General features: G+C 35.1%; 22 protein-coding genes. 16 read left to right on the top strand and 6 right to left on the bottom strand.

Annotated features, from left to right (window positions below; translation table 11 throughout):
* The 12 genes from sctN (at nucleotide 1) to PMI_RS13210 (ending at nucleotide 11,345) form a co-directional block, all read left to right on the top strand.
* Nucleotides 1–1,299, top strand: coding sequence for a type III secretion system ATPase SctN (gene sctN, locus PMI_RS13265; RefSeq protein ID WP_004245837.1), 1,299 nt, complete (start codon nucleotides 1–3; stop codon nucleotides 1,297–1,299).
* Nucleotides 1,283–1,744, top strand: coding sequence for a SpaM family type III secretion system protein (locus PMI_RS13260; RefSeq protein ID WP_004245836.1), 462 nt, complete (start codon nucleotides 1,283–1,285; stop codon nucleotides 1,742–1,744). The genes sctN and PMI_RS13260 overlap by 17 nt, the downstream gene beginning before the upstream one ends.
* The gene (locus PMI_RS13255; protein WP_004245835.1) at nucleotides 1,725–2,903 is read left to right on the top strand and encodes a hypothetical protein; all 1,179 of its coding nucleotides are present in this window, start codon (nucleotides 1,725–1,727) and stop codon (nucleotides 2,901–2,903) included. Before PMI_RS13260 ends, PMI_RS13255 begins: the two co-directional genes overlap by 20 nt.
* Complete coding sequence (locus PMI_RS13250; RefSeq protein ID WP_012368472.1) at nucleotides 2,900–3,829, top strand: FliM/FliN family flagellar motor switch protein; 930 nt, start codon at nucleotides 2,900–2,902, stop codon at nucleotides 3,827–3,829. The genes PMI_RS13255 and PMI_RS13250 overlap by 4 nt, the downstream gene beginning before the upstream one ends.
* Before the next feature lie 3 nt (nucleotides 3,830–3,832).
* Nucleotides 3,833–4,492, top strand: a complete 660-nt coding sequence (locus PMI_RS13245) for an EscR/YscR/HrcR family type III secretion system export apparatus protein (RefSeq protein ID WP_004249209.1) — start codon at nucleotides 3,833–3,835, stop codon at nucleotides 4,490–4,492.
* Between the two features lie 5 nt (nucleotides 4,493–4,497).
* Complete coding sequence (sctS, locus tag PMI_RS13240; RefSeq protein WP_004249210.1) at nucleotides 4,498–4,746, top strand: type III secretion system export apparatus subunit SctS; 249 nt, start codon at nucleotides 4,498–4,500, stop codon at nucleotides 4,744–4,746.
* A gap of 5 nt (nucleotides 4,747–4,751) precedes the next feature.
* Complete coding sequence (gene sctT, locus PMI_RS13235; RefSeq protein WP_004245831.1) at nucleotides 4,752–5,525, top strand: type III secretion system export apparatus subunit SctT; 774 nt, start codon at nucleotides 4,752–4,754, stop codon at nucleotides 5,523–5,525.
* Nucleotides 5,518–6,579, top strand: coding sequence for an EscU/YscU/HrcU family type III secretion system export apparatus switch protein (locus tag PMI_RS13230; protein ID WP_004245830.1), 1,062 nt, complete (start codon nucleotides 5,518–5,520; stop codon nucleotides 6,577–6,579). Before sctT ends, PMI_RS13230 begins: the two co-directional genes overlap by 8 nt.
* 121 nt (nucleotides 6,580–6,700) lie before the next feature.
* Complete coding sequence (gene sicA / locus PMI_RS13225; protein WP_004245829.1) at nucleotides 6,701–7,219, top strand: type III secretion system translocator chaperone SicA; 519 nt, start codon at nucleotides 6,701–6,703, stop codon at nucleotides 7,217–7,219.
* Nucleotides 7,220–7,223: 4 nt separating this feature from the next.
* A complete protein-coding gene (gene sctE / locus PMI_RS13220; protein ID WP_012368471.1) occupies nucleotides 7,224–9,383 on the top strand; it encodes a type III secretion system translocon subunit SseC family protein in 2,160 nt (719 codons plus the stop codon).
* 24 nt (nucleotides 9,384–9,407) lie between these two features.
* Nucleotides 9,408–10,238 (top strand): hypothetical protein, encoded by an 831-nt coding sequence (locus PMI_RS13215; protein ID WP_012368470.1) that lies wholly within the window; start codon nucleotides 9,408–9,410, stop codon nucleotides 10,236–10,238.
* Nucleotides 10,239–10,298: 60 nt separating this feature from the next.
* Nucleotides 10,299–11,345 (top strand): IpaD/SipD/SspD family type III secretion system needle tip protein, encoded by a 1,047-nt coding sequence (locus PMI_RS13210; protein WP_004245823.1) that lies wholly within the window; start codon nucleotides 10,299–10,301, stop codon nucleotides 11,343–11,345.
* Between the two features lie 107 nt (nucleotides 11,346–11,452).
* Here PMI_RS13210 and PMI_RS13205 read toward each other — a convergent pair whose 3' ends face one another.
* From PMI_RS13205 to PMI_RS13180, 6 genes are all read right to left on the bottom strand, one after another.
* Nucleotides 11,453–13,402, bottom strand: coding sequence for a TonB-dependent receptor plug domain-containing protein (locus PMI_RS13205; protein WP_012368469.1), 1,950 nt, complete (start codon nucleotides 13,400–13,402; stop codon nucleotides 11,453–11,455).
* A gap of 130 nt (nucleotides 13,403–13,532) precedes the next feature.
* Nucleotides 13,533–14,381: a ModD protein gene (gene modD, locus PMI_RS13200; protein ID WP_012368468.1), complete on the bottom strand. Its 849-nt coding sequence runs from the start codon at nucleotides 14,379–14,381 to the stop codon at nucleotides 13,533–13,535.
* On the bottom strand, nucleotides 14,378–15,202 hold the full coding sequence (locus PMI_RS13195) for a class I SAM-dependent methyltransferase (RefSeq protein WP_012368467.1): 825 nt from the start codon (nucleotides 15,200–15,202) through the stop codon (nucleotides 14,378–14,380). The genes modD and PMI_RS13195 overlap by 4 nt, the downstream gene beginning before the upstream one ends.
* Entirely contained in the window at nucleotides 15,189–15,983 is a 795-nt protein-coding gene (locus PMI_RS13190; protein WP_004245819.1) for an ABC transporter ATP-binding protein, read from the bottom strand. Before PMI_RS13190 ends, PMI_RS13195 begins: the two co-directional genes overlap by 14 nt.
* Nucleotides 15,980–16,978, bottom strand: coding sequence for a FecCD family ABC transporter permease (locus tag PMI_RS13185; protein WP_012368466.1), 999 nt, complete (start codon nucleotides 16,976–16,978; stop codon nucleotides 15,980–15,982). The genes PMI_RS13190 and PMI_RS13185 overlap by 4 nt, the downstream gene beginning before the upstream one ends.
* Complete coding sequence (locus PMI_RS13180) at nucleotides 16,975–18,006, bottom strand: iron ABC transporter substrate-binding protein (RefSeq protein ID WP_004245817.1); 1,032 nt, start codon at nucleotides 18,004–18,006, stop codon at nucleotides 16,975–16,977. The genes PMI_RS13185 and PMI_RS13180 overlap by 4 nt, the downstream gene beginning before the upstream one ends.
* Nucleotides 18,007–18,240: 234 nt before the next feature.
* On the opposite strand from PMI_RS13180, the gene gntR reads away from it, so the two are divergent.
* The 4 genes from gntR (at nucleotide 18,241) to PMI_RS13160 (ending at nucleotide 22,509) form a co-directional block, all read left to right on the top strand.
* Nucleotides 18,241–19,236, top strand: coding sequence for a gluconate operon transcriptional repressor GntR (gntR, locus tag PMI_RS13175; protein ID WP_004250141.1), 996 nt, complete (start codon nucleotides 18,241–18,243; stop codon nucleotides 19,234–19,236).
* Between the two features lie 306 nt (nucleotides 19,237–19,542).
* Nucleotides 19,543–20,097, top strand: coding sequence for a gluconokinase (gene gntK, locus PMI_RS13170; protein ID WP_004245815.1), 555 nt, complete (start codon nucleotides 19,543–19,545; stop codon nucleotides 20,095–20,097).
* Nucleotides 20,094–21,431 carry a gluconate transporter gene (gntU, locus tag PMI_RS13165; protein WP_004245814.1) on the top strand — a complete coding sequence of 446 codons (1,338 nt, stop codon included), beginning with the start codon at nucleotides 20,094–20,096 and terminating at the stop codon, nucleotides 21,429–21,431. The genes gntK and gntU overlap by 4 nt, the downstream gene beginning before the upstream one ends.
* Before the next feature lie 151 nt (nucleotides 21,432–21,582).
* Nucleotides 21,583–22,509 (top strand): methyl-accepting chemotaxis protein, encoded by a 927-nt coding sequence (locus PMI_RS13160; protein ID WP_004249221.1) that lies wholly within the window; start codon nucleotides 21,583–21,585, stop codon nucleotides 22,507–22,509.
* Nucleotides 22,510–22,528 lie beyond the last annotated feature (19 nt).

The following is a 22,528-nucleotide window of genomic DNA, read 5'->3' as shown; positions in this document are numbered from 1 at the left end:
ATGAACGCCAGATTTCTAATGTTTCATAACGCAGCGCATCCTTTACGAATACAAGGAAATATTTTAGAAGTGATGTTACGTGATGTTTTTATTGGGGAGGTCTGCCAACTAAAAGAGAATATTTTCAGTGAAAATATTCTCGGTGAAGCTATTGTTATTGGGTTTCATAATAACATAGCAATATTAAGTATGATGGGAAGCGCTCAAGGTTACTCTTTACAAATTATAGTTGAGCCAACAGGAAAAACATTTTCAGTTGCCCTAGGCCCACATATATTAGGCAGCATGATTGATAGTAAAGGGAATTGCTTATTACGATTTAATACAGAAATAGCAGAGAAGACCTTTAGTACCTTATGTCCTATCGAAGGTCGGCCACCTTTGTTTAGTGATAGGCTGCCTATTACAACACTATTTAAGTCAGGTATACGTGCTATTGATGGATTATTAAGTTGTGGATTGGGGCAACGAATGGGGATTTTTGCTAGTGCAGGAACGGGTAAAACGATGTTAATGAATATGATTATCCGTTTTGCACAGGCAGATGTTTTTGTTATTGGCTTGATTGGTGAACGAGGAAGAGAAGTTACAGAGTTTATTGAAGAATTAAAGCAACATAAGCGATGTGAAAATACGGTTTTAATTTGCTCAACTTCAGAACAATCAGCGGTAGAAAGGTGTAATGCGGCTTTAGTGGCAACAACGGTTGCCGAATATTTTCGTCAACAAGGAAAAAATGTCGTTTTATTTATTGATTCTATGACTCGTTATTGTCGAGCGTTAAGGGATATCGCATTAACAGCGGGTGAGTTGCCCGTACGTAAAGGATATCCAGCATCTGTATTTGATAAACTTCCCGCTATTTTAGAGCGTCCAGGGGTAACAAAAACAGGCTCCATTACGGCATTTTATACTGTTTTATTAGAGAGTGATGATGAGCCAGATGCGATCGGTGAAGAAATTCGTTCTATTTTAGATGGACATATTTATTTATCTCGAAAAATAGCAGCATCAGGGCACTATCCTGCTATTGATGTATTAGGTAGTGTGAGTCGGGTTTTTCAACAAGTCACTGATAGTAAACAACAAAAATCTGCTTTAAAAATAAGACAAATATTGATGCGATTACAAGATGTTAAGTTATTGCAAGAGTTAGGAGAATATCATGAAGGAGATAACGAATTAAATGATATCGCGGTAAGAAAACAAGCCAAGATAGAAAGCTTTCTTACTCAATCCTTTAAAGAAAAAGCCGATTTTCAACAAACATTAGAACAAATGTATGAGATTACCGCTTAAGCATCAAGCATTGATTAGTGCCATTGCCCAACGGCAAAAAAAAATAGAAAAAGAACAATTAAAATATAAAAAACTTATTACAGAAGCTGAACAGAAGAAAAAAGAGCAAGAGCAATTAATTAGTGCTTTAAAGAGTGAAGTACCCGCTTATGAAAAAGCCGGTATTTATTCAATTCATTCGTTTCATCAACAAAGAAGGAAGCAAGCTATTGTTTTACATTCAATAAATTTTTATGTCGCTCAAGTTGAAGAAATAAAGGATAAACTGAATGATTTAGAAAAACAGAGTGAGGCGCTAAAAAAACAACGACAAAAGGCCGTCAAAAAACAAAATAAAATGACACTTTATTTTGAAAGAAAAGCATTAGAGAAAGAGCTATATATTGAAAGGTTAGAGCAGAATGAAATACAGGAGATAGCATTATATGGTTCAGGGAATATCTAACTCAAATAAGATGACGCTATCTAGTGAAAAAACGGAAAGTGATATTCCAACTGAGTCTTATAGCGTAAATAGGTATTTGAATAAATGTCAGCTTACACCTGAAAGTATAAAAAAATTAGCAGAGAAATTAGATATACTTAAAAAAATAGCGAGTTTAAAAGACAATATTGCCAGTCATAACGATGAGCAAGATCTTCAGGAAGATAAAATGCCAGAAAATTATGAAGGTTTGCTATTAAGTCATCGGTATTTATTATCATCTGGTGGTTCTAAAACTAAAAAAATATCTTTAGATATAAATATAAAAAAAGGATTTAACTCTTTATATATAGGAAGAGAAGAAAAAAAAGCACAGCTCACTGATCAGAGAATAAATAAAAAAACATCTAAGATAGATAAATACAAACTACAACCCCATGTAGGAATAGAAGAAAAAACTGTCATTAAAGACATAATAAGAAAAAACAATGTTAAAACGATGGTTAATGAATTCTTATCGACAAAAAAGAGTTCAGTATTTCCTATTTTCGTAGATAAAAAAATAAATCAACAACAGTATATTAAGTTTTTAGAAAAAATAATTAAAAAAGAACCCGTTAATAATGATAATGTTGATTTAGTTAGCAGTGCAACTAAGCAGGAAAAACAGGCTCAAATTCATCAGAAAGAGAATAACAGTGCATACAAAAATATTGAGTCTAGTATGGCAATGCCGCTAAATAACGTATCAAAAGTTGATACAAAAGAAGAACCGGAAATTTATCAAGAAAATATCACTGAAACTAATAAAGTTGTTCCTTTTTCTTCGCAAGTTACACCAATAAAAACGGTAATTGCATTACCAAAAGTAGCCAAAATGGTTTCACAGCTACCTGCTTGGCAAGTAATAGATAAAAAAATATCTATGTTGACTCTACCACCAAGCATTACTTATACATTTACAAAATGGAAGAGTCGTTATCATCAGGCTAAAATTCATTTTATTGATAAACAAGTTCAGTTAATTGCCTCCTCAGGACGCGTTTATCAAACAGCATTAGAGAATTTGAAGCAATATAATGGGGGATTATCCATAGATCTAACTAATAGCCATAAAAATAAATCGTGGTATATCAACTCTATTAATGCTATTTATGAAAGAGAGGATGAAAATGAATGAGTATTAACGTAGAGGTAGATAATAACCATAAAGAAACAAATAAAATTAATGACATGGTAATATTATCTTCTATCTTTGGTACAAAAAAAATAACAGAAAAACAGCTATATTTTGTATTGAGATGTGAGAATAAATTAGGAACCTTAACGGCGTTAATTTCAGTTAGTCAAGTCATGGATAACTTATATCCTGAAAAAAAAATTGATTGGGAATTAGTACCTGAAAACTATTTAATTGCTCTTTTTTCACAATCTTTATCAACATTATTATTTCCTTTTTCTAAAGAGCCAATGTCATCATGTGTTGATAATATCTGTTTAGGTGCTGAAAAAGGATCTTGCTATCCTTGTGTAGATACCACATTAGGTCATGTTTTTATTTGCGATATTAAATGGAAATATGAATTGACAGTATTTCCAAAAAATAAAATAGGTTTTATAACAAGTTTTATTTTAGGTTACAGTAAAATATCACTTTCATTATTAAAAACAATATTACCAGGGGATGTTTTATTAATAGATGATATCCATTTTTCTTTTAATGTTGGTGATAAAAAATATTTTTATTTTTCATGGGATGAGGGTAATTGTGTGACATTAGATGCTATTGTTGAAAATAGTGAAGAAAATGAAGAGGATGAGCAAAACGATGCCATAATAGAAGATAGCATTGATTTAGCTCAATCACTTGATTTAAATTCAATTGGCGCTATTCCGATTACAATATCTTTTCTTTTAGCCAATAAAACATTATCAATTGATCAACTTGAAGAATTAGCACCAGGGAAGAAATTTATTTTACCTGATAATGCCATTCGTCATATTAATATTTTAGCAAATGGTAAAGCTATTGCCCAAGGAGAATTAATCAAAATTAAAGATATGTTAGCGGTAGAAATTAATAAATTATCTATAAAATGTGAATAACATATGGAAAGCTCAACACAATTAATCTTGATCCTAGCTCTTGCCACATTGGCTCCTTTTATTATTGCTGCAGGAACTTGTTATTTAAAGTTTTCTATCGTTTTAGTCATGACTCGTAATGCATTAGGTGTACAGCAAGTTCCTTCTAATATGGTACTTAATGCTATCGCTTTAATGATGGCTCTTTTTGTTATGACACCAATTACTAAAAACATTTGTTACTATATTATTGAAAATAAAGTGGATATGTCATCTCCAGATGCGATTGAGTCATTTTCAAATGAGGCGTTAGGCGATTATAAAAAATACCTTTATCATTACTCAGATCCTGATTTATTAGCTTTTTTTGAACAAGCGCAAGAGAATAGACCGAATAGTGATGGTGATAAAGAAAACATAGAAAATTCACTCTTATCATTATTACCGGCATATGCACTTAGTGAGATAAAATCTGCTTTTATTATAGGTTTCTATCTTTATTTGCCTTTTATTGTTATTGACTTAGTTGTCTCATGCATTTTATTAGCATTAGGTATGATGATGATGAGCCCTATTACATTATCTGTACCTTTAAAACTTATTTTATTTATCGCTATGGATGGTTGGGGACTGTTATCTAAGGGACTCATTAATCAATATCTTGATTTGATGGCGGTGAACTAGTGGATATGGTTTATGCGGCTAATAAAGCTATTTATTTGATTATATTGCTTTCAGCTGCGCCTATTGCTATCGCGACCTTTATTGGATTGCTTATTGGGCTATTGCAAACGATCACACAGATACAAGAGCAAACTTTACCTTTTGGTGTCAAGCTTGTGGGGGTTTTTGTTTGTTTACTTATGATGATGGGATGGATGGGAGATAAGTTACTAATTTATGCTAAAGAGATGTTGACGATTGGGTTAGCAGGGTAACTATCATGCTAGTACTGTTGCAATATATACAATCTTATTTAATCGATATTTTTTTGCTCATTGCTAGATTATTTCCTATTTTTATGTTTATTCCATTCCTCAATAGTCGAGTTCTCAATAGTCAATTATTAAAATATATTATTATTTTTTATATAGCATTAGGAATAAAACCTAGCATCACGATAACTGGGGTTTTAAGAGAGACTTGGGCTATTGTTCTAATTAGTGAGTTAATTATAGGTCTAGTTATCGGCTTGCTACTTGCCACGCCATTTTGGATAGCTTCTGCGTTTGGAGAATTCGTTGATAATCAAAGAGGAGCAAGCATAGGAGATACAATTAATCCTACTACAGGTATTGAATCGTCAGAATTTGCGTCATTAACCGGATTGTTTTGTATGGCCTATTTTTTAGCTACAGGTGGGCTCGTTGTTTTAATGAGTACCATAAAAGAGAGTTACGATGTTTTTCCTATTGGGTATATTAATAAAAATATCGGTTACGATTTTATCGGTCATTGGCTAAATGATATGGTTAAAGTGGCGATTATTTTGGTTTCTCCTGTATTAATTACCATGTTCTTAAGTGAAGTTGCATTAGGGGTTTATTCATTATTTTGTCCTCAATTAAATGCATTTTCTCTCTCTCTTTGTATCAAAGGTATTATCGCTTTTTTAGTATTATTGCTCTTTTTTACCTCAGCAATGACGAATGAATTATATCATTTTTTTAACAGTAGATACTTTTATTCTATTTTTATGAGTATTTATCATGGCTGAGAAAACAGAAAAGCCAACACAGAAAAAGCTTGATGATTCAGCAAAAAAAGGACAATCGTTTAAAAGTAAGGAACTGGTTTCTGGTTTAGTCTATTTCATTGGTGTTATATATTTATTTAATCAAGTGAAGTTGGATGAATTTAATCAATTTTATCAATCACTTTTACTGCATCCAACAGGTATTTCTTTAAAGAGTTATGTTGAAGTTATATCAAAATTATTCTTTGATATTGTACTACCGATCATTATTGTGACTTTTTTATCTGGCGCAATCCCTTCTCTATTTAGCTCCCATTTTAAACTTGCCACTGAAGCAATTAAAATTGATTTTAATCATATTAACCCCATTTCTGGATTTAAAAAAATATTTAGCATAAGAACAATAAAAGATTTTTTAAAAACAATATTATTTATTATTATATTTTTAATAACTTGTTATGTTTTCATGATTTTACATATGGGGGAAGTCGTTATACTATATCGCGCTGATTTAGAGGGGGTGATTGATAAATGGTGCTCATTAGTTGTTAGTTTTATATTTATATTTTTTATTTTATCGATACCTATTCTTATTTTAAATATTATTGCTGATTTCTTTTTATTCATAAAAGATATGATGATGGAAAAACATGAAGTTAAGCAAGAACATAAAAATATGGAAGGAAATCCAGAAATAAAATCGGTACGTAGACAACTTCATCAAGAATTACTCGATGAGCCAATGAAACGTGTGATCCGCGACTCATCAGCTGTTATTGTCAATCCCACACATGTCGCGGTAGGTATCTACTTCGATCCTGATAATGGCATAATGCCAATAGTTTCATTGAGTTGTACTAATGCTAAAGCATTAGCAGTAAAGGCCTATGCCAAAAAAGTTGGTACACCCGTTATTCGTTATCCTGAATTAGCAAGGAAGCTACATCATAAATATCATTTATTTGAAGTGATAATAGATCAAGATTTATTAGATGTTATGGATGTTCTTATTTGGCTAAAAAGAGTAGAAATTGAAGGGTTATCTCGAGAAGAAATGGACTATATCAATAATTAATAAATTTAGTCGAAATATTTATAATTATGAATATAGACGTGTGTTTTATTAAAGTGGGTAATTAATAATTAAGTTAGAATATTATTATTAATTATTCATCATAGATGAAAGGATTATCATAATGTCAGCATATGAAAAAATGTCAGAAAAAGAATTAGATCAGCTCGCAAACTACATTGTTTCTATTGTACAAAATGGCGCATCTATCAAAGATGAAAGTGAAATTCCAGATGGATTTATGGAAGGGATTTATTCATTTGCGTATGATTTTTATCAGAAAGGGAAGTTAGATGAAGCTGAGGCGATTTTTAAGTTTTTATGTCTCTATGATTTTTATAATGTTGATTACATTATGGGACTTGCTGCAGTTAATCAATTAAAAAAGCAATATCAAGCAGCTATCGATCTTTATGCTTTAGCTTATCTAAATGCTAAAAATGATTATCGACCTGTTTTTTATGCTGGACAATGTAATTTATCAATTGGTGAAAAAGAAAAAGCTAAATATTGTTTTCATCAGGTGGCTCAAAATATTAATGATCAAACGATAAAAGAGAAGGCTAATAGCTATTTAGAGCTATTAAAAGATATTCCTCTTGTTGTCCTTAATAAAGAGGAAGAAAAGGAAGAAAAGGAATAATAGTATGAATAAGATTAATCAAAGTAATGAACATAGTAGATTAGCTTCGCCTTTTGTTTCTGAAGAAGTAAAAAATGTTATTAAAAATACTACTAAGCAAGCAAATGCAATTAATAATATAAGTAATTATGTGACTACTCAACAACAGAAGGAGAATCAAAGTAAGTTTGATATACCACTTCTTAGAGTACCTCATGAACAGGAGAGGAATGCGAAAAGAATTAATATTCAAGATGATCCACAATATAAAATGACGACATTTTCACTAGAAAATGATGAAGACAATACTAAGCCTTCCTTAGCAGAAGAAGAACCGAAGAATAATAAAAAAAAAGATGATCATCTTGACGTATCTGCACAACAAAATTCATCATTACCTACTTCCAGTCCCGATCATTTAGAAAATAAAAAATCCAACAAAGATTATGATTTTTTATTTTTACAATTATCTTACCAGCATGTTATACATGAAGATATTTTGAATAAAATTAAAGATCCAGAGAAATTTGATTATTACAGAGATAAATTACAAAAGCTATCTAATGGCATAGATGATTTAAAAGAACTTTTTAAATCTGGCTTCAATGACCTTGATAAAACCAAAGGTGCTTTTGTTGATTACTGGATGGAAGTTTATAACCAAATAAAAGAAAAGAATTTCAAAAAAGAGTCTGAAGTTAAAAGTTTTTTAAATAATTGCAATATTCCTGATTCATTAATTCAACAGTTATTATTAGGAAATATTCACTCTAAAGTGGATATGGAAAAAGCCCTTGAAGATGTTTTCCCTTTCTTAAACTTTCCTAGTGATTTTTCTAAGCTTTCATTAGATGAACTAGATAATTTATCTAAAAAATTGGATGGTTTTTTTGATGATTCTTTTAATTACCTACCAAATATTTCTTTAAGTGAAGATAAAATCAATAAAATTACTTCACATACTGATGAATTAAAGGCATTGATCAACAAAAAAGAAAGTGAATCAATAAAAAAACAATTAGCAGAAATAAGAGGTCTATTTAAAGAACTGACTATTTCACAAAGTTCCTTGGAGCTTGAAATTGCATCTAACTCTTTATCCGGTATGTCATTACTGACATTTCTGTTATCTAAGACACGTGAGTTGACGTTAAAGGTCATGTTACATCGTTCGGAAAGTGAACAGAAACTTTTTAATGAAATGCAAGAGGTGACTGAAAAATCACTTAAAGATAAAGTTGAAGAGCAAAAATCATTAATCAAAAAACAAGAAGAAATTCAGTTTTGGGCTGGTATTGGTTTAAAAATATTAGGCGGATTATTAACGCTTGTTGCAGGTGTTTCTTCTATTTTTACCGCTGGCTCTTCAATGGTATTAATAGGAGTCGCAACAACCTTATTTGTTGCTGATGCTGGGTTAACTATTGCTGATGAAGTGTATCAATCTATTCATAATAAATCTTTTATGGATGAGATTATGCAACCCATATCAGATGCGGTTATGGAAGCTATCGATAAGGTTAGTGATTTTCTAGTGAGTTTAGTTAATAGTTCTTTGGATGGACTCAAAGAATTAGGGCTAGATAAAAAAATCATCGAAGAGATGAAAAATTCAATACAAGACAAATTGAAAATGGCAACTAAAATACTTGTCACAGTCGTTTTATTTGTTGCCGCTACGGCATTGAGTTTTGTTATTGGACCTGCCATGAAAGGTATTTCAGATGCGGTTAATAAAATATCGAATCAGCAAATTAGACAAATACTAAAAAAAGTGCTCAATGATGGACTTGAAGCGGTATTGGGGAAAATGATCAAAGATATCATTATTAAAGCGCTTGAAGAAGCACTGGAAAAAATTGATAAGCAGTTAGCTAAAGAGATTTCTAAAAAAGCAAGTATTATGTTGAATAGAACGGTGGTTGCTTCTAAGTTAACCAATTCAGCAGCAACAAATACTGTTAATATTTATGGTTCTGTTATCGCGTCAAAAATAATCCAGTCTATTGCCGGTAGTAAAAAATTAACTGCGGTTTTAGATATTATTCAAAAATTAATGGATAAGATAATGGAAACTTATCATGAGAATATTGATTCTATAACAGATATTTTAAAAAACCTCAGCGATAAATCTTCAGTAAGTAATAAATTAAAATCAGACATGATAAGAAATATATCTATTTAAATAAAAAATTAGTGAGGTATAAATATGAGTATGAAGATTAATAGTGATAATGTATCTAATCACTATCAAACTACAATCAATAATGCTGATGAAGGTGAGGGTATTATTGATAGAAATAAGTTATATAAAGAGGTAGCACCTAGCTTAAGTAAATTAACAGGAATAGACAGAGTTAATCTAAAGCCTGTTTTATCTGAACCAGAGCATATAACTAAACCAGATCTTAAACAGATATTAGATTCATTAGAAGTAGATAATGATAATGATATTTACGATCATGTTAAAGTAGAAAGAACGGGGATTTTTAACTTTGTTTCAGACGATATGATGAAATTAATAGATCTCATTGTTAAATATTTAGAAACAATGATAAAAAAATTTGAAGCATCCAGAGAAATGGGTGTGATGCTAATGAACATTGAATTGGATATAGCCGATAAAGTAAAAGATAATCTTAATAAAAAAGCCAATATTATGATTGGTTCTGCAATTACTAGTGCTGGAATTTCTATGGCTATACATGGTATGGGAGCCACTTTTTCTATTAAAGGGATGGGGAAAGAGCTTATTGGGCATTCCAATCCAACCATAGTGATGGGAAATACTATTTCATCTTTGGCAGATCCATTAGCAAGGGTTGCAGACCAAACTATACAATCTGAAAATAGCACAATTGAAGGTGAACAAAAAGTATTGGATGCGAGAGGAAGTATTAATAATAATGTGATTAATAATAACAATGAGATACAGCGAGAAGTGACTGAAGTTATAAGAGCATTATTACAAGCAATAGAAGCGATAATTCATGCTCAGCAGGATGCAGCTTCTACGATTTCTTCAAATGTAAGAGCTTAATTTAAAAGATAAAATCATATTTTTTTTATAAACTTTTATTTAATATAAAAGGTTAAGATTATGTCTAATGATATTTCAGTTTATACTGAGGGGATTAACGATTTACCTCATTTAAATACTAGAGTAAATACTGATAATTATTTCGAAAACCTGCTAGAAGATGAGGATTTTTTATCTTGGGAACCTAATCGGGAATATCAAGATATGAATTATGATAATAATAGAAAGAATAAATTTATAGAGAAGTTACCTGATACAGATAAATATTATTATTTAGATGATGATTATAATAAAACCATTAATGATAAAAATGATTTTTTAAATCAATTTTCTAATGATCTAAATGATCTTAGAAAAAAAGATAATAGTTATGAGACTGATTCGTTAAGTGATCTTTTTAATAATGTTAAACAATCTATTGTTTCAGGCAAAGCGGATTATCTAGATGTATTAAAGGATATCTTTTCTAACTACATGAATTTTGTCAATGAACTAAGGCAAACCATATCTAATTTAAATAAATATCAGAAAGCAGGAAGTAAAGAAGGTACGGTGAATTTTGATTTTAAATCTTTTTTTAATGACTTATCTAACATTAGAGATAAATATAAAAATCCAACAGGTACTGTCGACGATCCTTTTGTTTTTAAATCTCGTTTGTTTTTTCAACATCAAAAGGATGGGACATATTTACGCACCATTGATGGCCAAGAAGTTCATTATAGCGATCTACAACAGGTAAATAATGCTGCAGATGCGTTAGAAAAACTATTAAAAGGTATAAATGGAATAAGTGTATCAATACAAAGGCGTGGGGGGGAGCCTGATGTTGACATTGATTGTCGAGGTAGAATTGATTGTACTGACCTAGAAAAATTGCTAAATGATCTATCTAAGAAGGTATCTAACACGGATGATATTAATCAAACAGAATTTGAGTTATTCAGAAAAACCATCGACGCATTAGATAAGAAAATTAACACTAATTTAGATGAACTTTCCAAAAAATACAGTACAGCAAATAGTAATTATGATAATTTTGTTAAGATTGTCAGTAGTACAATGAACACTTTATTAGAAATGGCAAAAGGATTTTTACGTTTCTGATATTTTATTAATAGATTATTTTTTGCATATAATATGGATTTATGAATATTGAAAAATAAGCGCTATTATTTTTTAATAGCGCTTTTACTTATAATTGAGTGAGCTGATTAGAATTTATATTCAGCGCCTAACCAATAATTACGGCCATCTTCTATATAACCTTGTGTATATTGATAAGATTTATCAAAAAGATTATTAATGGAAGCATTAACTGAAATACCATATCCAACATCATAATCTAACCGTAGATCGGTTTTTGTATAGCCAGCCAGTTTATTATTCTCATCTATACGGTTATAAGTCCAACTTTGTGCTTCTTCTATAATAGTAAAGCGCACTTGTTCAACAGGAATAAAGGTTAACCACATATAGGCTTTATGTTTTGGTAAACCTTCAATATGGTCAACTTGCTTTGGATCACTATGGATATAGCTATAATTTAGGCCAAGTTCTAGCCAATCGGTCATTTTCCCTTTAGTACCAATATCCAAGCCTAGATAATCAACACGTCCACTGTTTTGGTTTTGAAATAGCGCTTCACCGTGACGATAAAGCGTATGCGCCATAATGGCATCACTTACACGATTGTAATATAGGCTAGTTTGGTAGCCCCATTTCTCATTGAGATAACCTTCGTAGGTCATATCAAAGGATAATGCGCGTTCTGGATCTAAATTGGGGTTAATAATCCCTCTTGATCCATCTTTGGGTTTTTCGGTGGTATAGCGCTCTTTTTGGGTAGGGAAGCGACTGCGATCAGAGATTGTAAAACGTATATTATCGTCATTGGCTAATGAATATTTAGCCATGATTTCCCAGTTAATGGCATTTTGTTTGTTGTTATCAGCCTTTTTATCTGTATCGATACTTTTGCGCCAGTCGTAACTTATGGCGCCAACGACATCAAGATCGTTACTCACTACCCATTGATATTCTGTGGCTAATGACCAAGTTCTATCTTTAAAACGTACCCAATCACCGTTTTTTTCTTTTTGGGCACGGTGAACGTCATCTTTCCAATGTACCGCAAAAGAGAGCAGATCACTTTCCTCCATATCGATACCGAATTGTAATGCAGCGCCTGTGCTGTGATCATCATAATGGCTATAATCGACCCTATTACCTTTTTTAGGATACATATAAAGGGTATTTTCAAACTTATCATGATAAGCACGACTTTGTAGATTTATGCTATCCGTAAGTTGTGTCACACCACTATAGTAGTAACTCTCTTTATTATAATCTGGCCATGCCCAATATTTATATCGACCTTTGGCATTAGGATCACTATTCGGTGGACTATTTTTATTACCATCTTGTTTTACATAGGTGAGGGTATATTCGTCAGAAGCGCGTGGTGTCCAACCCACTTTGATCATTCCTCGTTTATCATCTGTTGCTGAATGACTACGACGTCCATGTGTCCCAACTGCGTTATTATTTTCATCTGCATTAGGTATGGGGGTAAAACGTTGCTGGAGTTGACTGCCACTAATTTGGATAAAACCATATTCAGTACGTGCTCCTAAACGAGCACTCATGTTATGAGCATAATCAGCACCACGAGCAAAACCTTGCGAATAAGCAATATGACCTTCTAATGGTTTGCGAGGCGTTGCGGTGGTGATATTAATTGCACCTCCCATCAGATTAGGGCCTTGCAGTAATGAGGTATAACCTTTGTTAACTTCGATACTGGCGAGATCGTTAGTGGTAAAACGCGCTAAGTCGAGATTGCCATCATAAGGCACATAGGTTGGAATACCGTCAAAGAACACCGGAACTTGGCGACTATCAAAACCACGTACTTTAAGGGTATATTCGTTACGATTACCTGATTTTTGCATCACAATACCAGGTAATGTTGCCAGTGCTTGTGCCGCATTGACTTTATTTTGTTCGAGCATTTGTTGTTGTGTTAATACATCGGGATTTGCCGCAATGGGACTGCTCCAAACGGTTAATACATCAGGGATTGATTGCTGGTAAGTTGTCTGGGCTATTACACTGCAAGGCAGTAGAACAAGGAATAAACAGCATAGAGGTGTTAGTTTCATTATTTTAATCTCAATATATAATTGTTTATATAACGATAGGCGCAAGTTAAAGTTACAAAGTGAGTGCTTACCTAATGTAGGCACTCATCTTTATCAGTCAATAAACTAATATTTTTATCTGTGTTTTGATTTAATTTTTAGGGTAAAGGCGAACTTTGATATCACTAGGTGGTGCGTAATAAGGTGCTGATGTCACCATTAAGCCGATCCCTGTTTGGGCATATTTTTCAATAGTATTTAGATTAATTCCCCCAGCGACAGAAAGATGACAGCGTGGGGCAATCTGCGGAGCCTCTTGTTGTAGTAAGGTAATATCTTCAATAGAGAATTTATCCAGTTGTAAGATATCAGGCTGCGCTTTTAACGCTTCTCTTGCTTGTTGTAAGTTATCTGCTTCCACAACAATGCATTTTTCAGGTGCTGCTTGGCGTAACTGTGTAACCTGTTGTAACCAATTATCTGGCTCGGATAAAAAATGGCGATGGTTAGCAAAGAGTAAAATAGTTTCAGAACAGCCTTGGCGATGAATAATACCACCACCCGCAAGTACCGCTTGAGTGGCCAGTAATTTTGTATTAGGGATATTTTTACGTGTACAGGCAATTTGCCCTTTAGGTTGGTAGCGATGATAGATTTCGAGCATTTTTGCCATATAGTCACTCACACCACAACTCCACTCCAGCACGTTTTGCACCACTTTCCAGCCTTGGTGTAGTGCATCTGCTTGACCTTCTGCACTAATTAAACAATCACCTTGCTTGGCAAAATCACCCTCTTGTAGATGTGCGGTGACAGTCAGTCCTAATTTTGCTAATAAACGGCAGCCTAGGGTGATTCCACTGACGCAGCCGGCTTCACGACATGTAAAAGTTATTGTGCCTAATTGATGGTTAATATTGAGTGCGCGACAAGTCAAATCGCCATATTGAATATCTTCCAGCAATAAATTATCAAGAAAAGCATCGGGATAATAAATCATAAGGTTAGCTCGCTTTCAGGAACGACATCCCAAGAAACCATCGCCCAATCACGCGTTGGCGATATAAGGGCCACATCATTTTTCATACTTTCATGATAATAAGTGGTTAAGTGTGCAATTTCATTTTCGTTTAAAGGCCCTACAGAGAAGTTAATACTGTCAATAAACTGCTCAAGGCTATTAAAATTATTTTGGCAATTACGGCTACGGATATAATCTACTTTAGGGTGGATCCCCATTTGGTTAAGGATATTGACTGCGTAAATATAGGTCGGCAATGTGGGAACATTGCGACCTAATAAGCGAAGAATACGTTGATCAACAAAAGTGGGTGATACGGTGTGAGTGGTATAAACCCGTAATTTAGCTTGGCGATTTAGTTTTAACAGCGCAGCTTTTAAATCCATCACCAATGTGGAGCGTGAAGCCACCGCAATATCACAAGGTGGAAGCGCATCCCAATTATCTTCCCATGAATAATGAAGAAAATTAGCATGATGAATACCCGCTTGTGCGGCTCTACGTTTGGCAACAGTTAGCATGCCGGTACTATAATCTATCCCGATTATTTTTTTAAACTTGTCAGCAACATGAATACTAATAGAGCCAGGTCCACAGCCGACATCCAATAGTGTTTCAGCATCGGAAAAATCCATCATTTCACGAAACTTGATCAAATAGGGATCGTTGGGATTCGCACAGTTTTCTGCCATTTTTTCAGCGCGTTTATCCCAATGTTCAGGCTCTTTTTTGGTTCTTTGTGCCTGTTGCATATGGTTTTTATAAAGCTCAGCAAAATCTGTGGTTTCAATGGTGTTCATATTCTTGCCTATATGGATTGTTATTATCAGGGTAGGCGTAAAAGTGCGCCTGAATATCAGTGGGTTTCACATTATAAAGCTGAGCTAAATGTTCGGGGGTGAGCAAAAGCTCAGGTTTATCTTGTAAAACGTGGCGATGAGGGGTGAGTAAAATCACCTCATCTGCCAGTAAAGCGGCATGTTGTGGATGATGTGTAGACATAAACACACTTATACCCAAGGCTTTTAGTGTCTTAATTTGGTTAATTAGCTTGATTTGGTTACCAAAATCAAGGCTGGCAGCAGGTTCATCCATAATCAGTAATTTAGGTTGTTGCACCAAAGCCCGTGCAATCAATACCAACTGTTTTTCACCACCACTTAACGTATCAAAAGTGCGGTGAGCAAGATGCGAAAGAGAAAGCATTTCTAAGGTTTCCATTGCCATTGCTTTATCTTGTGAGCTAGGCATCGAGAAAAAAGAGATATGTGCTCCACGCCCCATAATCACCATATCAATCACTTTAAAAGAAAAAGGGAGGTGGGTTGCTTGAGGAACATAGGCAATCACTTTGGCTAAATCAGTTGGTGACCACTTACTTATTTCTTTGCCTTCAATGATAATATGGCCTGCAAGACTGGGTAACAAACCAAGTAAGGTACGCATCAACGTGGTTTTACCACAGCCATTTGCGCCTAATAAACAGACAATTTGCCCTTGTTTAATATAAAAAGAGAGGTTTTGGATCAAGGGTGTTGTTTTATAGCCAATTGTGAGTTGTTTAGCTGCAGTGATGATCATCTATCCCGCCTTGTTTTGAGTAATAACATCAGAAAGAAAGGCGCACCAATAGCCGAGGTTAAAATGCCTAAAGGCAACTCAATATTCGCAATAGTTCGTGCTAGTGTATCCGTTATTAATAACATTGTTGCGCCCACAAGTAAGGAAATAGGCAGTTGATATCCGAAGTTAGCACCAACTAACAATCTTGCGATATGCGGAACAATTAAACCTAACCAGCCAATAATGCCCGCAATAGAAACTGCACTCGCGGTGATTAATGTGGCCGATAAAATAAAGATAAGTCTGGTAATTTCTACATTAAGGCCTAAGGAGCGCGCTTCTTCATCAGAAAGGCTGAGAATATTCATTCGCCAGCGTAATAAAATCAGTGGAATAAACCCGAGTAGCATTAAAGGTGCAACAGAGAGTAAATCAGGCGCCGTGATAGTTGATAGCCCTCCTAACAGCCAAAAAGTGATGGAAGGTAGCTGAGTATAAGGATCAGCTAAAATTTTCATTAATGAAATAGCTGAGCCACATAAGGCGCTAATCGCAATACCAACTAAAACAAGAGAAAGGACCGGATCCTGTTGTTTCGCCAATTTGGCAATAAAATAGACTAAAGCAACAGTGATAAGCCCTCCGACAAAAGCAAAAAGCTGAATTGACAACATGGAGTGACCAAGAAAAATACCCAATACAGCACCGACACCAGCCCCTGATGACACTCCGAGAATATCAGGTGATACTAGTGGGTTACGGAACATACCTTGATAAGCCGCCCCCGCAATAGCAAGCCCACCTCCAATTAAAATGGCAGCAAGCACTCGAGGCAAGCGTATTTGCCAGAACACGGTTGCTGTTCGACTCTCTTCAATATGCCCGGTTAATTTGCTACTGACGACTGTCCACAGTTCATTGACTGTAAGTGAATACTTACCACTAGTGATAGCAATAACTACAGCCACTGAGAATAACAGCAACAACAGAGTGATACGTGCTGATTGGCTCATGAAGACCTCATCAACAGCTGGCATTGCTCAGCACTTAACGATGTATGGTAAAAACAAGCAAAGTAATTTTGCAGATCTTGCGTGGCTTGTTCTGCTATTCGATGGTCAAAATGGCTCTGTAAGCGACGCATTCCCATTAAACGGTTGATACCAGGAGGGCCATCTAACCAGCCAAATGGTAAGCCTTTAAATAATAACACTTTATTATTTTTAACAGCTTGGATATTTTTCCATATAGAGTCTTGCCTGATTTGCTGATAGGCATTTTCATCTTGTGTGATGATAACTTCAGGGTTCCACATAAGGAGTTGTTCAGGGGAAACATCAGTAAGGCCAGTAAAACCTGCAATATCAGCGACATTTTCGAACCCTAATAGTTCAATAGCTTCAGTATGAATAGATCCTGTTGAGCCAGTTTGTAGGCCTTTCGCACCACGTGCAAGGTAAAACCGAGGTCTTATTTTTAGAGTAGAAGCAAACAAGGTCGCATCACTAAGATACTGCTCTGCAATAAGTGCTAATGTTTCTGCTTTTTCTGCCACACCTAATAAAGCCCCCGTTTGGCGTAACTGAGTTGGGCTGTCTTTTAAGCTGCCGTCAATTAACACATAAGGTACATCTGTTTGCGCACTAACACGTTTAGCTAATGAACGATAGGTTTCATCAACATTACCACTATCAATAATGATATCTGGCTCTAGCGCCATTAATGTTTCTAAGGAGAGTGTACTACCACGGCCAGACAGACGGCCTAAATGGGGCAATTTACGCAACTTGTCGGCAAATAAGCTACTTTTTCCTAGATTAAGCGAGGAGAAACCTAATAATTTTTCTGGTACTAAAGCCAACAACAGTTGGTCGGTTGGTGGGCCTGCGCTAATAACGCGATGAATATTTTCTGGTGTAGGAAGCACACCAAATTGAGCAGCGATACGTGAAGTGATTGCCGCTCTTGCACAACGTGGCAGTGCTGATAATGCTGCAAGCGTCGTTAAATAACTCAGAAATTGTCGTCTGTGGATAGCCATAGGTTCACACTGTAGTGTTGTTTTATATTAATAATCGTTATTTCATAAATTATATAACGATGCATACTATATTTCCTTTGGCTTAAGTCAAGGGAGAGGCATTCAAAATTAAATCTAAGAAGACATCCGATAAACTTTATTCGAAATAGTGTATAACCTAAGGATATAATCAGGTTTGTTAAATAAACCTCAAGTGCGTATTAATACTGATATTTTGGATAGTTACGATATAAAATGAAAAAAAAACGCCCCTCATTACAGGATGTTGCCGACCGTGTTGGTGTCACAAAAATGACAGTTAGTCGTTTTTTGCGTAATCCAGAACAAGTTTCCGAAGCATTACGAGTCAAAATCGCTCGTGAATTAGACAGCCTGAATTATATTCCTAATCGTGCACCTGATATTTTGTCGAATGCGACCAGCCATGCGATTGGCGTATTATTGCCTTCTCTTACTAACCAAGTGTTTGCACAAGTTATTCGTGGTATTGAATCTGTGACGGATAAATATGGTTATCAAACTATGTTGGCGCACTATGGCTATCAAGCAGAAAAAGAAGAAGAGCGTCTTATTTCTCTGCTTTCTTATAATATTGATGGCTTGATCTTAGCGGAAAGAACACACACACCCAAAACGGTCAAAATGCTGGAAACGGCGGGTATTCCGGTGGTGGAAATTATGGATAGTGTTTCACCTTGTTTTGATTCGGCGGTAGGGTTAGATAATATTGAAGCCTCGCGAAAAATGGTCAGCGAAATGATCCACCGTGGTTGTAAACGAATTATCTATCTTGGGGCAAGACAAGATGAGCGAACATTAATGCGTTTACAAGGATATGAACAAGCGATGCAAGAAGCAGGCTTACCCATAGGTCATGTGATGACACCTAAAAGCTCTTCTTATTCGTTAGGTACAGAACTTTTACATGAGGCACGCAAGCAATATCCTGACTTAGATGGGCTCTATTGCACCAATGATGATATTGCGATAGGGGCTATTTTCGAATGTCAGCGTATGGGGATTGCGGTACCTGAGCAAATTGCTATTTCCGGTTTCCACGGTCATGATGTGGGACAAGTCATGACTCCACGGTTAGCCAGTATTTTTACGCCACGTGATGAAATGGGACAACAAGCGGCGGATTTATTACTAAAAAGAATGAAGGGTAAAATTGCTCGTGGGCAAGTGATTGATGTGGGATTCCGTATCATCACCGGTGAAAGTATTTAGTTATTTATTTGATTATTAAATTATTTTTTTCTTTGGTAGGGTTTTTTTATTGACCCTATTTGGGATTATAGAGTGATATATCCTGACGTTTTTTTGCTTTGTAAAAATCAGTCGTTAACTTATCAATTACTTATGATTTTGTTGTAACTTTGTTGTTTTTCCACAATCTATTTGCGAGACGCTTCACACTTTCATTTCATAGTTTGTTTTGTAGGTTGTTTTTATCTTTCTGGATCGAGTAATGTTACCCGTAACAGTTACGGGTAACATTACAAAAAAGTTAATAACTGCCTAAAGGAGCAATATATGAAAGATACCCAATCCCTACACCATGTCTTTATCTTAATGGGGGTATCAGGCAGCGGTAAATCAGCGGTTGCAAATGGTGTAGCACAACGTATCGGTGCGGCATTTTTAGATGGCGATTTCCTTCATCCTCGTGCAAACATCACTAAAATGGCTTCAGGTCATGCTTTAAATGATGAAGATCGCAAACCTTGGTTACACGCTCTCAATGATGCTGCTTTTGCAATGCAAAGAACCAATAAAGTGTCATTAATCGTTTGTTCCGCATTAAAAAAACAGTATCGCGATATGTTAAGAGAAGGTAATCACTGCTTACATTTTCTCTATTTAAAAGGGGATTACGCGCTAATTGAAAGTCGTTTAAAAGAGCGTAAAGGTCACTTCTTTAAACCACAGATGTTGATTACTCAATTTGAAACATTAGAAGAGCCAACGAATGACGAACCTGATGTTTATGAAATAGATATTTCGCCATCTCTTGATAACGTGATTGAAAATGTCATCAACACTATAGAATCTGTTACTAAACCTATTACTGAGGAGAGTGCGGTATGAGTACATTAACACTGGTGCTAACTGCGGTTGGCTCCGTCCTATTATTGCTCTTCTTTGTAATGTATGCGCGTTTACACGCCTTTATTGCGTTAATGATTGTTGCTATTGGTGCTGGCATTTTCTCTGGTATGCCGTTAGAAAAAATCACGCAAACCATGCAAAACGGAATGGGGGGAACTCTGGGTTTTCTCTCCATCGTGGTCGCCTTGGGGGCAATGTTTGGTAAAATTCTGCATGAAACGGGGGCATTAGACCAAATTGCGGTACGGCTACTGAAATCCTTTGGTGAAAAACGGGCTAACTATGCACTGGGTATTGCGGGTTTAGTTTGCGCATTACCTCTGTTTTTCGATGTTGCGGTGGTTTTACTGATCGGGGTGGTATTTGCTGTTGCCCGTCGTACGGGGGGAAATGTTGTTAAAATGGCGATCCCTCTCTTTGCCGGTGTTGCAGGGGCCGCTGCCTTCTTATTACCGGGGCCAACGCCTATGTTGCTTGCTGACCAGATGAATGCTGATTTTGGTTGGATGATCTTAATTGGTTTATGTGCAGCTATTCCAGGTATGTTATTAGCGGGGCCTATTTTTGGTAACTTTATTAGCCGTTATGTGACCTTAGAATTACCGAAAGATTTTGATGAGCCAAGCTTAGGACAAAGTAAAATGCCTTCTTTTGGCTTCAGTCTTGCATTGGTCTTATTGCCATTAGTCTTGGTTGGATGTAAAACCATTGGTGCGCGTTTTGTTGAGCCTGACTCTCAGCTATTCAATATTCTTGAGTTTATTGGTCACCCCTTTATTGCCATCCTTGTGGCGTGTTTAGTGGCTATTTATGGCTTGGCTATTCGCCGTGGTATGAGCAAAGAAAAAGTCATGGAAGTATGCTCTGCGGCTATCCAACCTGCGGGGATCATCTTATTAGTCACGGGTGCTGGTGGCGTATTTAAACAGGTGCTGGTGGATTCAGGTGTGGGGCCAGCATTAGGGAATGCATTAATTGGTGCAGGTATGCCGATTGCTGTGGCTTGTTTTATTCTTGCAGGTGCTGTACGTGTTATTCAAGGCTCTGCGACTGTGGCTTGTTTAACTGCGGTTGGTTTAGTGTTACCGGTGATCAGTGAATTAGGTTATAGCGGTGCACAAATGGCGGCGTTATCGGTTTGTATTGCCGGTGGCTCTATTATTTTAAGCCATGTTAATGACTCCGGCTTCTGGTTATACGGTAAATTTACTGGTGCGACAGAAGGGCAAACCTTAAAAACATGGTCATTAATGGAAACCATTTTAGGTACTACAGGCGCAGTGGTTGGAATGATTTTCTTTGCATTTTTATAAAAATGAGCTGTTCCTTTTTAACAAATGGCGCATCAATAGGTGCGCCATTTTTCATTGCTATAAATCACCATTAAATCTGATAGAAAATAGTTAACAACTGATTAATCTACAGGTCTTATTGTTTTGTGAACATGGTGAGGCTGATATTTTTATGGGTGATTATAATTCACTGTTTAAACAGCATACGGAGTGTAATATTCATACTATTACACTTATTCGTGATTCCATTTTGGCATCTAGTCAGAAATTACAAGAAAAGCTAGCATTGCTGGAAGAAATGGAACATCTCTTTAATGACATGCTTATCAATGCAGAATCATTAGTGGTCTTTTTTAATGAAATTGATGAGCATTTTACTCATAGTAATGAAGAAATTGAGAATTTTGCTAAATGGCTAAATAAAATAAAAGATAGCGCTAATAATATTGATAAACTGTCAAATCAAGCCAATATATTATCAATTAATTCAGCAATAGAGGCAGGACATATAGGTCATGCAGGTGCAGGATTTTCTGTATTAGCACAAGAGATGAAAAGCCTTTCACAAAAGATCCAAAATCAGGCCTCAGAAATAGCGTCTATCAACAATAATGTAAGTGCCCGCTTTACACCAATAAAACAAAATACTCAGAAAAATCAAGAACAACTTAAGCAAATAAAAAATCTTGTTACGGAAGGTCATGCTAATTTATCTGCGCTTGCTCAACAAGCCAATGATTTAAAAAATATCTTTCAGTTTATGTCGATACAACAATTTTTTAATACTGTGAAAATAGATCATGTTTTATGGAAAGAAGCGATTTATATTCACTTATTAAATAATGATGATGAAAATTGTGTTAATCAGCATACTGAATGTCGTTTAGGAAAATGGTACTACCAAGGTGAAGGACGCAAATTTGCTGGCAGTGAAGCTTTTCGTCGTTTAGAAGAGCCTCATAAATTGGTTCATCAAAGTGGGCGTCTTGCATTGGCGGCGAATATGGCCGGTGATCAGGATGCGGTAGTGAAGTATATTCAGCAAATGGAACAAGCGAGTGTTGATGTCATTAAATATATTGATGCTTTACATAATTAATAATGCGATGACTGAGAGT

Origin of the sequence: Proteus mirabilis HI4320, assembly GCF_000069965.1 — a bacterium.
In the GTDB taxonomy this organism is placed as follows: Bacteria; Pseudomonadota; Gammaproteobacteria; order Enterobacterales; family Enterobacteriaceae; genus Proteus; species Proteus mirabilis.
Note: the sequence above shows the minus strand (reverse complement) of the source record. Positions and strands in the feature narration are given on the sequence as shown.

Coding starts and splice junctions, on each gene's coding strand:
- PMI_RS13255 (WP_004245835.1), top strand. CDS start 1,725: ATGGTTCAGGGAATATCTAACTCAAATAAGATGACGCTATCTAGTGAA.
- gntK (WP_004245815.1), top strand. CDS start 19,543: ATGAAAGATACCCAATCCCTACACCATGTCTTTATCTTAATGGGGGTA.
- PMI_RS13205 (WP_012368469.1), bottom strand. CDS start 13,402: ATGAAACTAACACCTCTATGCTGTTTATTCCTTGTTCTACTGCCTTGC.
- sicA (WP_004245829.1), top strand. CDS start 6,701: ATGTCAGCATATGAAAAAATGTCAGAAAAAGAATTAGATCAGCTCGCA.
- sctN (WP_004245837.1), top strand. CDS start 1: ATGAACGCCAGATTTCTAATGTTTCATAACGCAGCGCATCCTTTACGA.
- PMI_RS13215 (WP_012368470.1), top strand. CDS start 9,408: ATGAGTATGAAGATTAATAGTGATAATGTATCTAATCACTATCAAACT.
- modD (WP_012368468.1), bottom strand. CDS start 14,381: ATGATTTATTATCCCGATGCTTTTCTTGATAATTTATTGCTGGAAGAT.
- gntU (WP_004245814.1), top strand. CDS start 20,094: ATGAGTACATTAACACTGGTGCTAACTGCGGTTGGCTCCGTCCTATTA.
- PMI_RS13210 (WP_004245823.1), top strand. CDS start 10,299: ATGTCTAATGATATTTCAGTTTATACTGAGGGGATTAACGATTTACCT.
- PMI_RS13160 (WP_004249221.1), top strand. CDS start 21,583: ATGGGTGATTATAATTCACTGTTTAAACAGCATACGGAGTGTAATATT.
- PMI_RS13250 (WP_012368472.1), top strand. CDS start 2,900: ATGAGTATTAACGTAGAGGTAGATAATAACCATAAAGAAACAAATAAA.
- PMI_RS13195 (WP_012368467.1), bottom strand. CDS start 15,202: ATGAACACCATTGAAACCACAGATTTTGCTGAGCTTTATAAAAACCAT.
- PMI_RS13180 (WP_004245817.1), bottom strand. CDS start 18,006: ATGGCTATCCACAGACGACAATTTCTGAGTTATTTAACGACGCTTGCA.
- PMI_RS13185 (WP_012368466.1), bottom strand. CDS start 16,978: ATGAGCCAATCAGCACGTATCACTCTGTTGTTGCTGTTATTCTCAGTG.
- PMI_RS13260 (WP_004245836.1), top strand. CDS start 1,283: ATGAGATTACCGCTTAAGCATCAAGCATTGATTAGTGCCATTGCCCAA.
- sctE (WP_012368471.1), top strand. CDS start 7,224: ATGAATAAGATTAATCAAAGTAATGAACATAGTAGATTAGCTTCGCCT.
- PMI_RS13230 (WP_004245830.1), top strand. CDS start 5,518: ATGGCTGAGAAAACAGAAAAGCCAACACAGAAAAAGCTTGATGATTCA.
- PMI_RS13245 (WP_004249209.1), top strand. CDS start 3,833: ATGGAAAGCTCAACACAATTAATCTTGATCCTAGCTCTTGCCACATTG.
- sctS (WP_004249210.1), top strand. CDS start 4,498: ATGGTTTATGCGGCTAATAAAGCTATTTATTTGATTATATTGCTTTCA.
- gntR (WP_004250141.1), top strand. CDS start 18,241: ATGAAAAAAAAACGCCCCTCATTACAGGATGTTGCCGACCGTGTTGGT.
- sctT (WP_004245831.1), top strand. CDS start 4,752: ATGCTAGTACTGTTGCAATATATACAATCTTATTTAATCGATATTTTT.
- PMI_RS13190 (WP_004245819.1), bottom strand. CDS start 15,983: ATGATCATCACTGCAGCTAAACAACTCACAATTGGCTATAAAACAACA.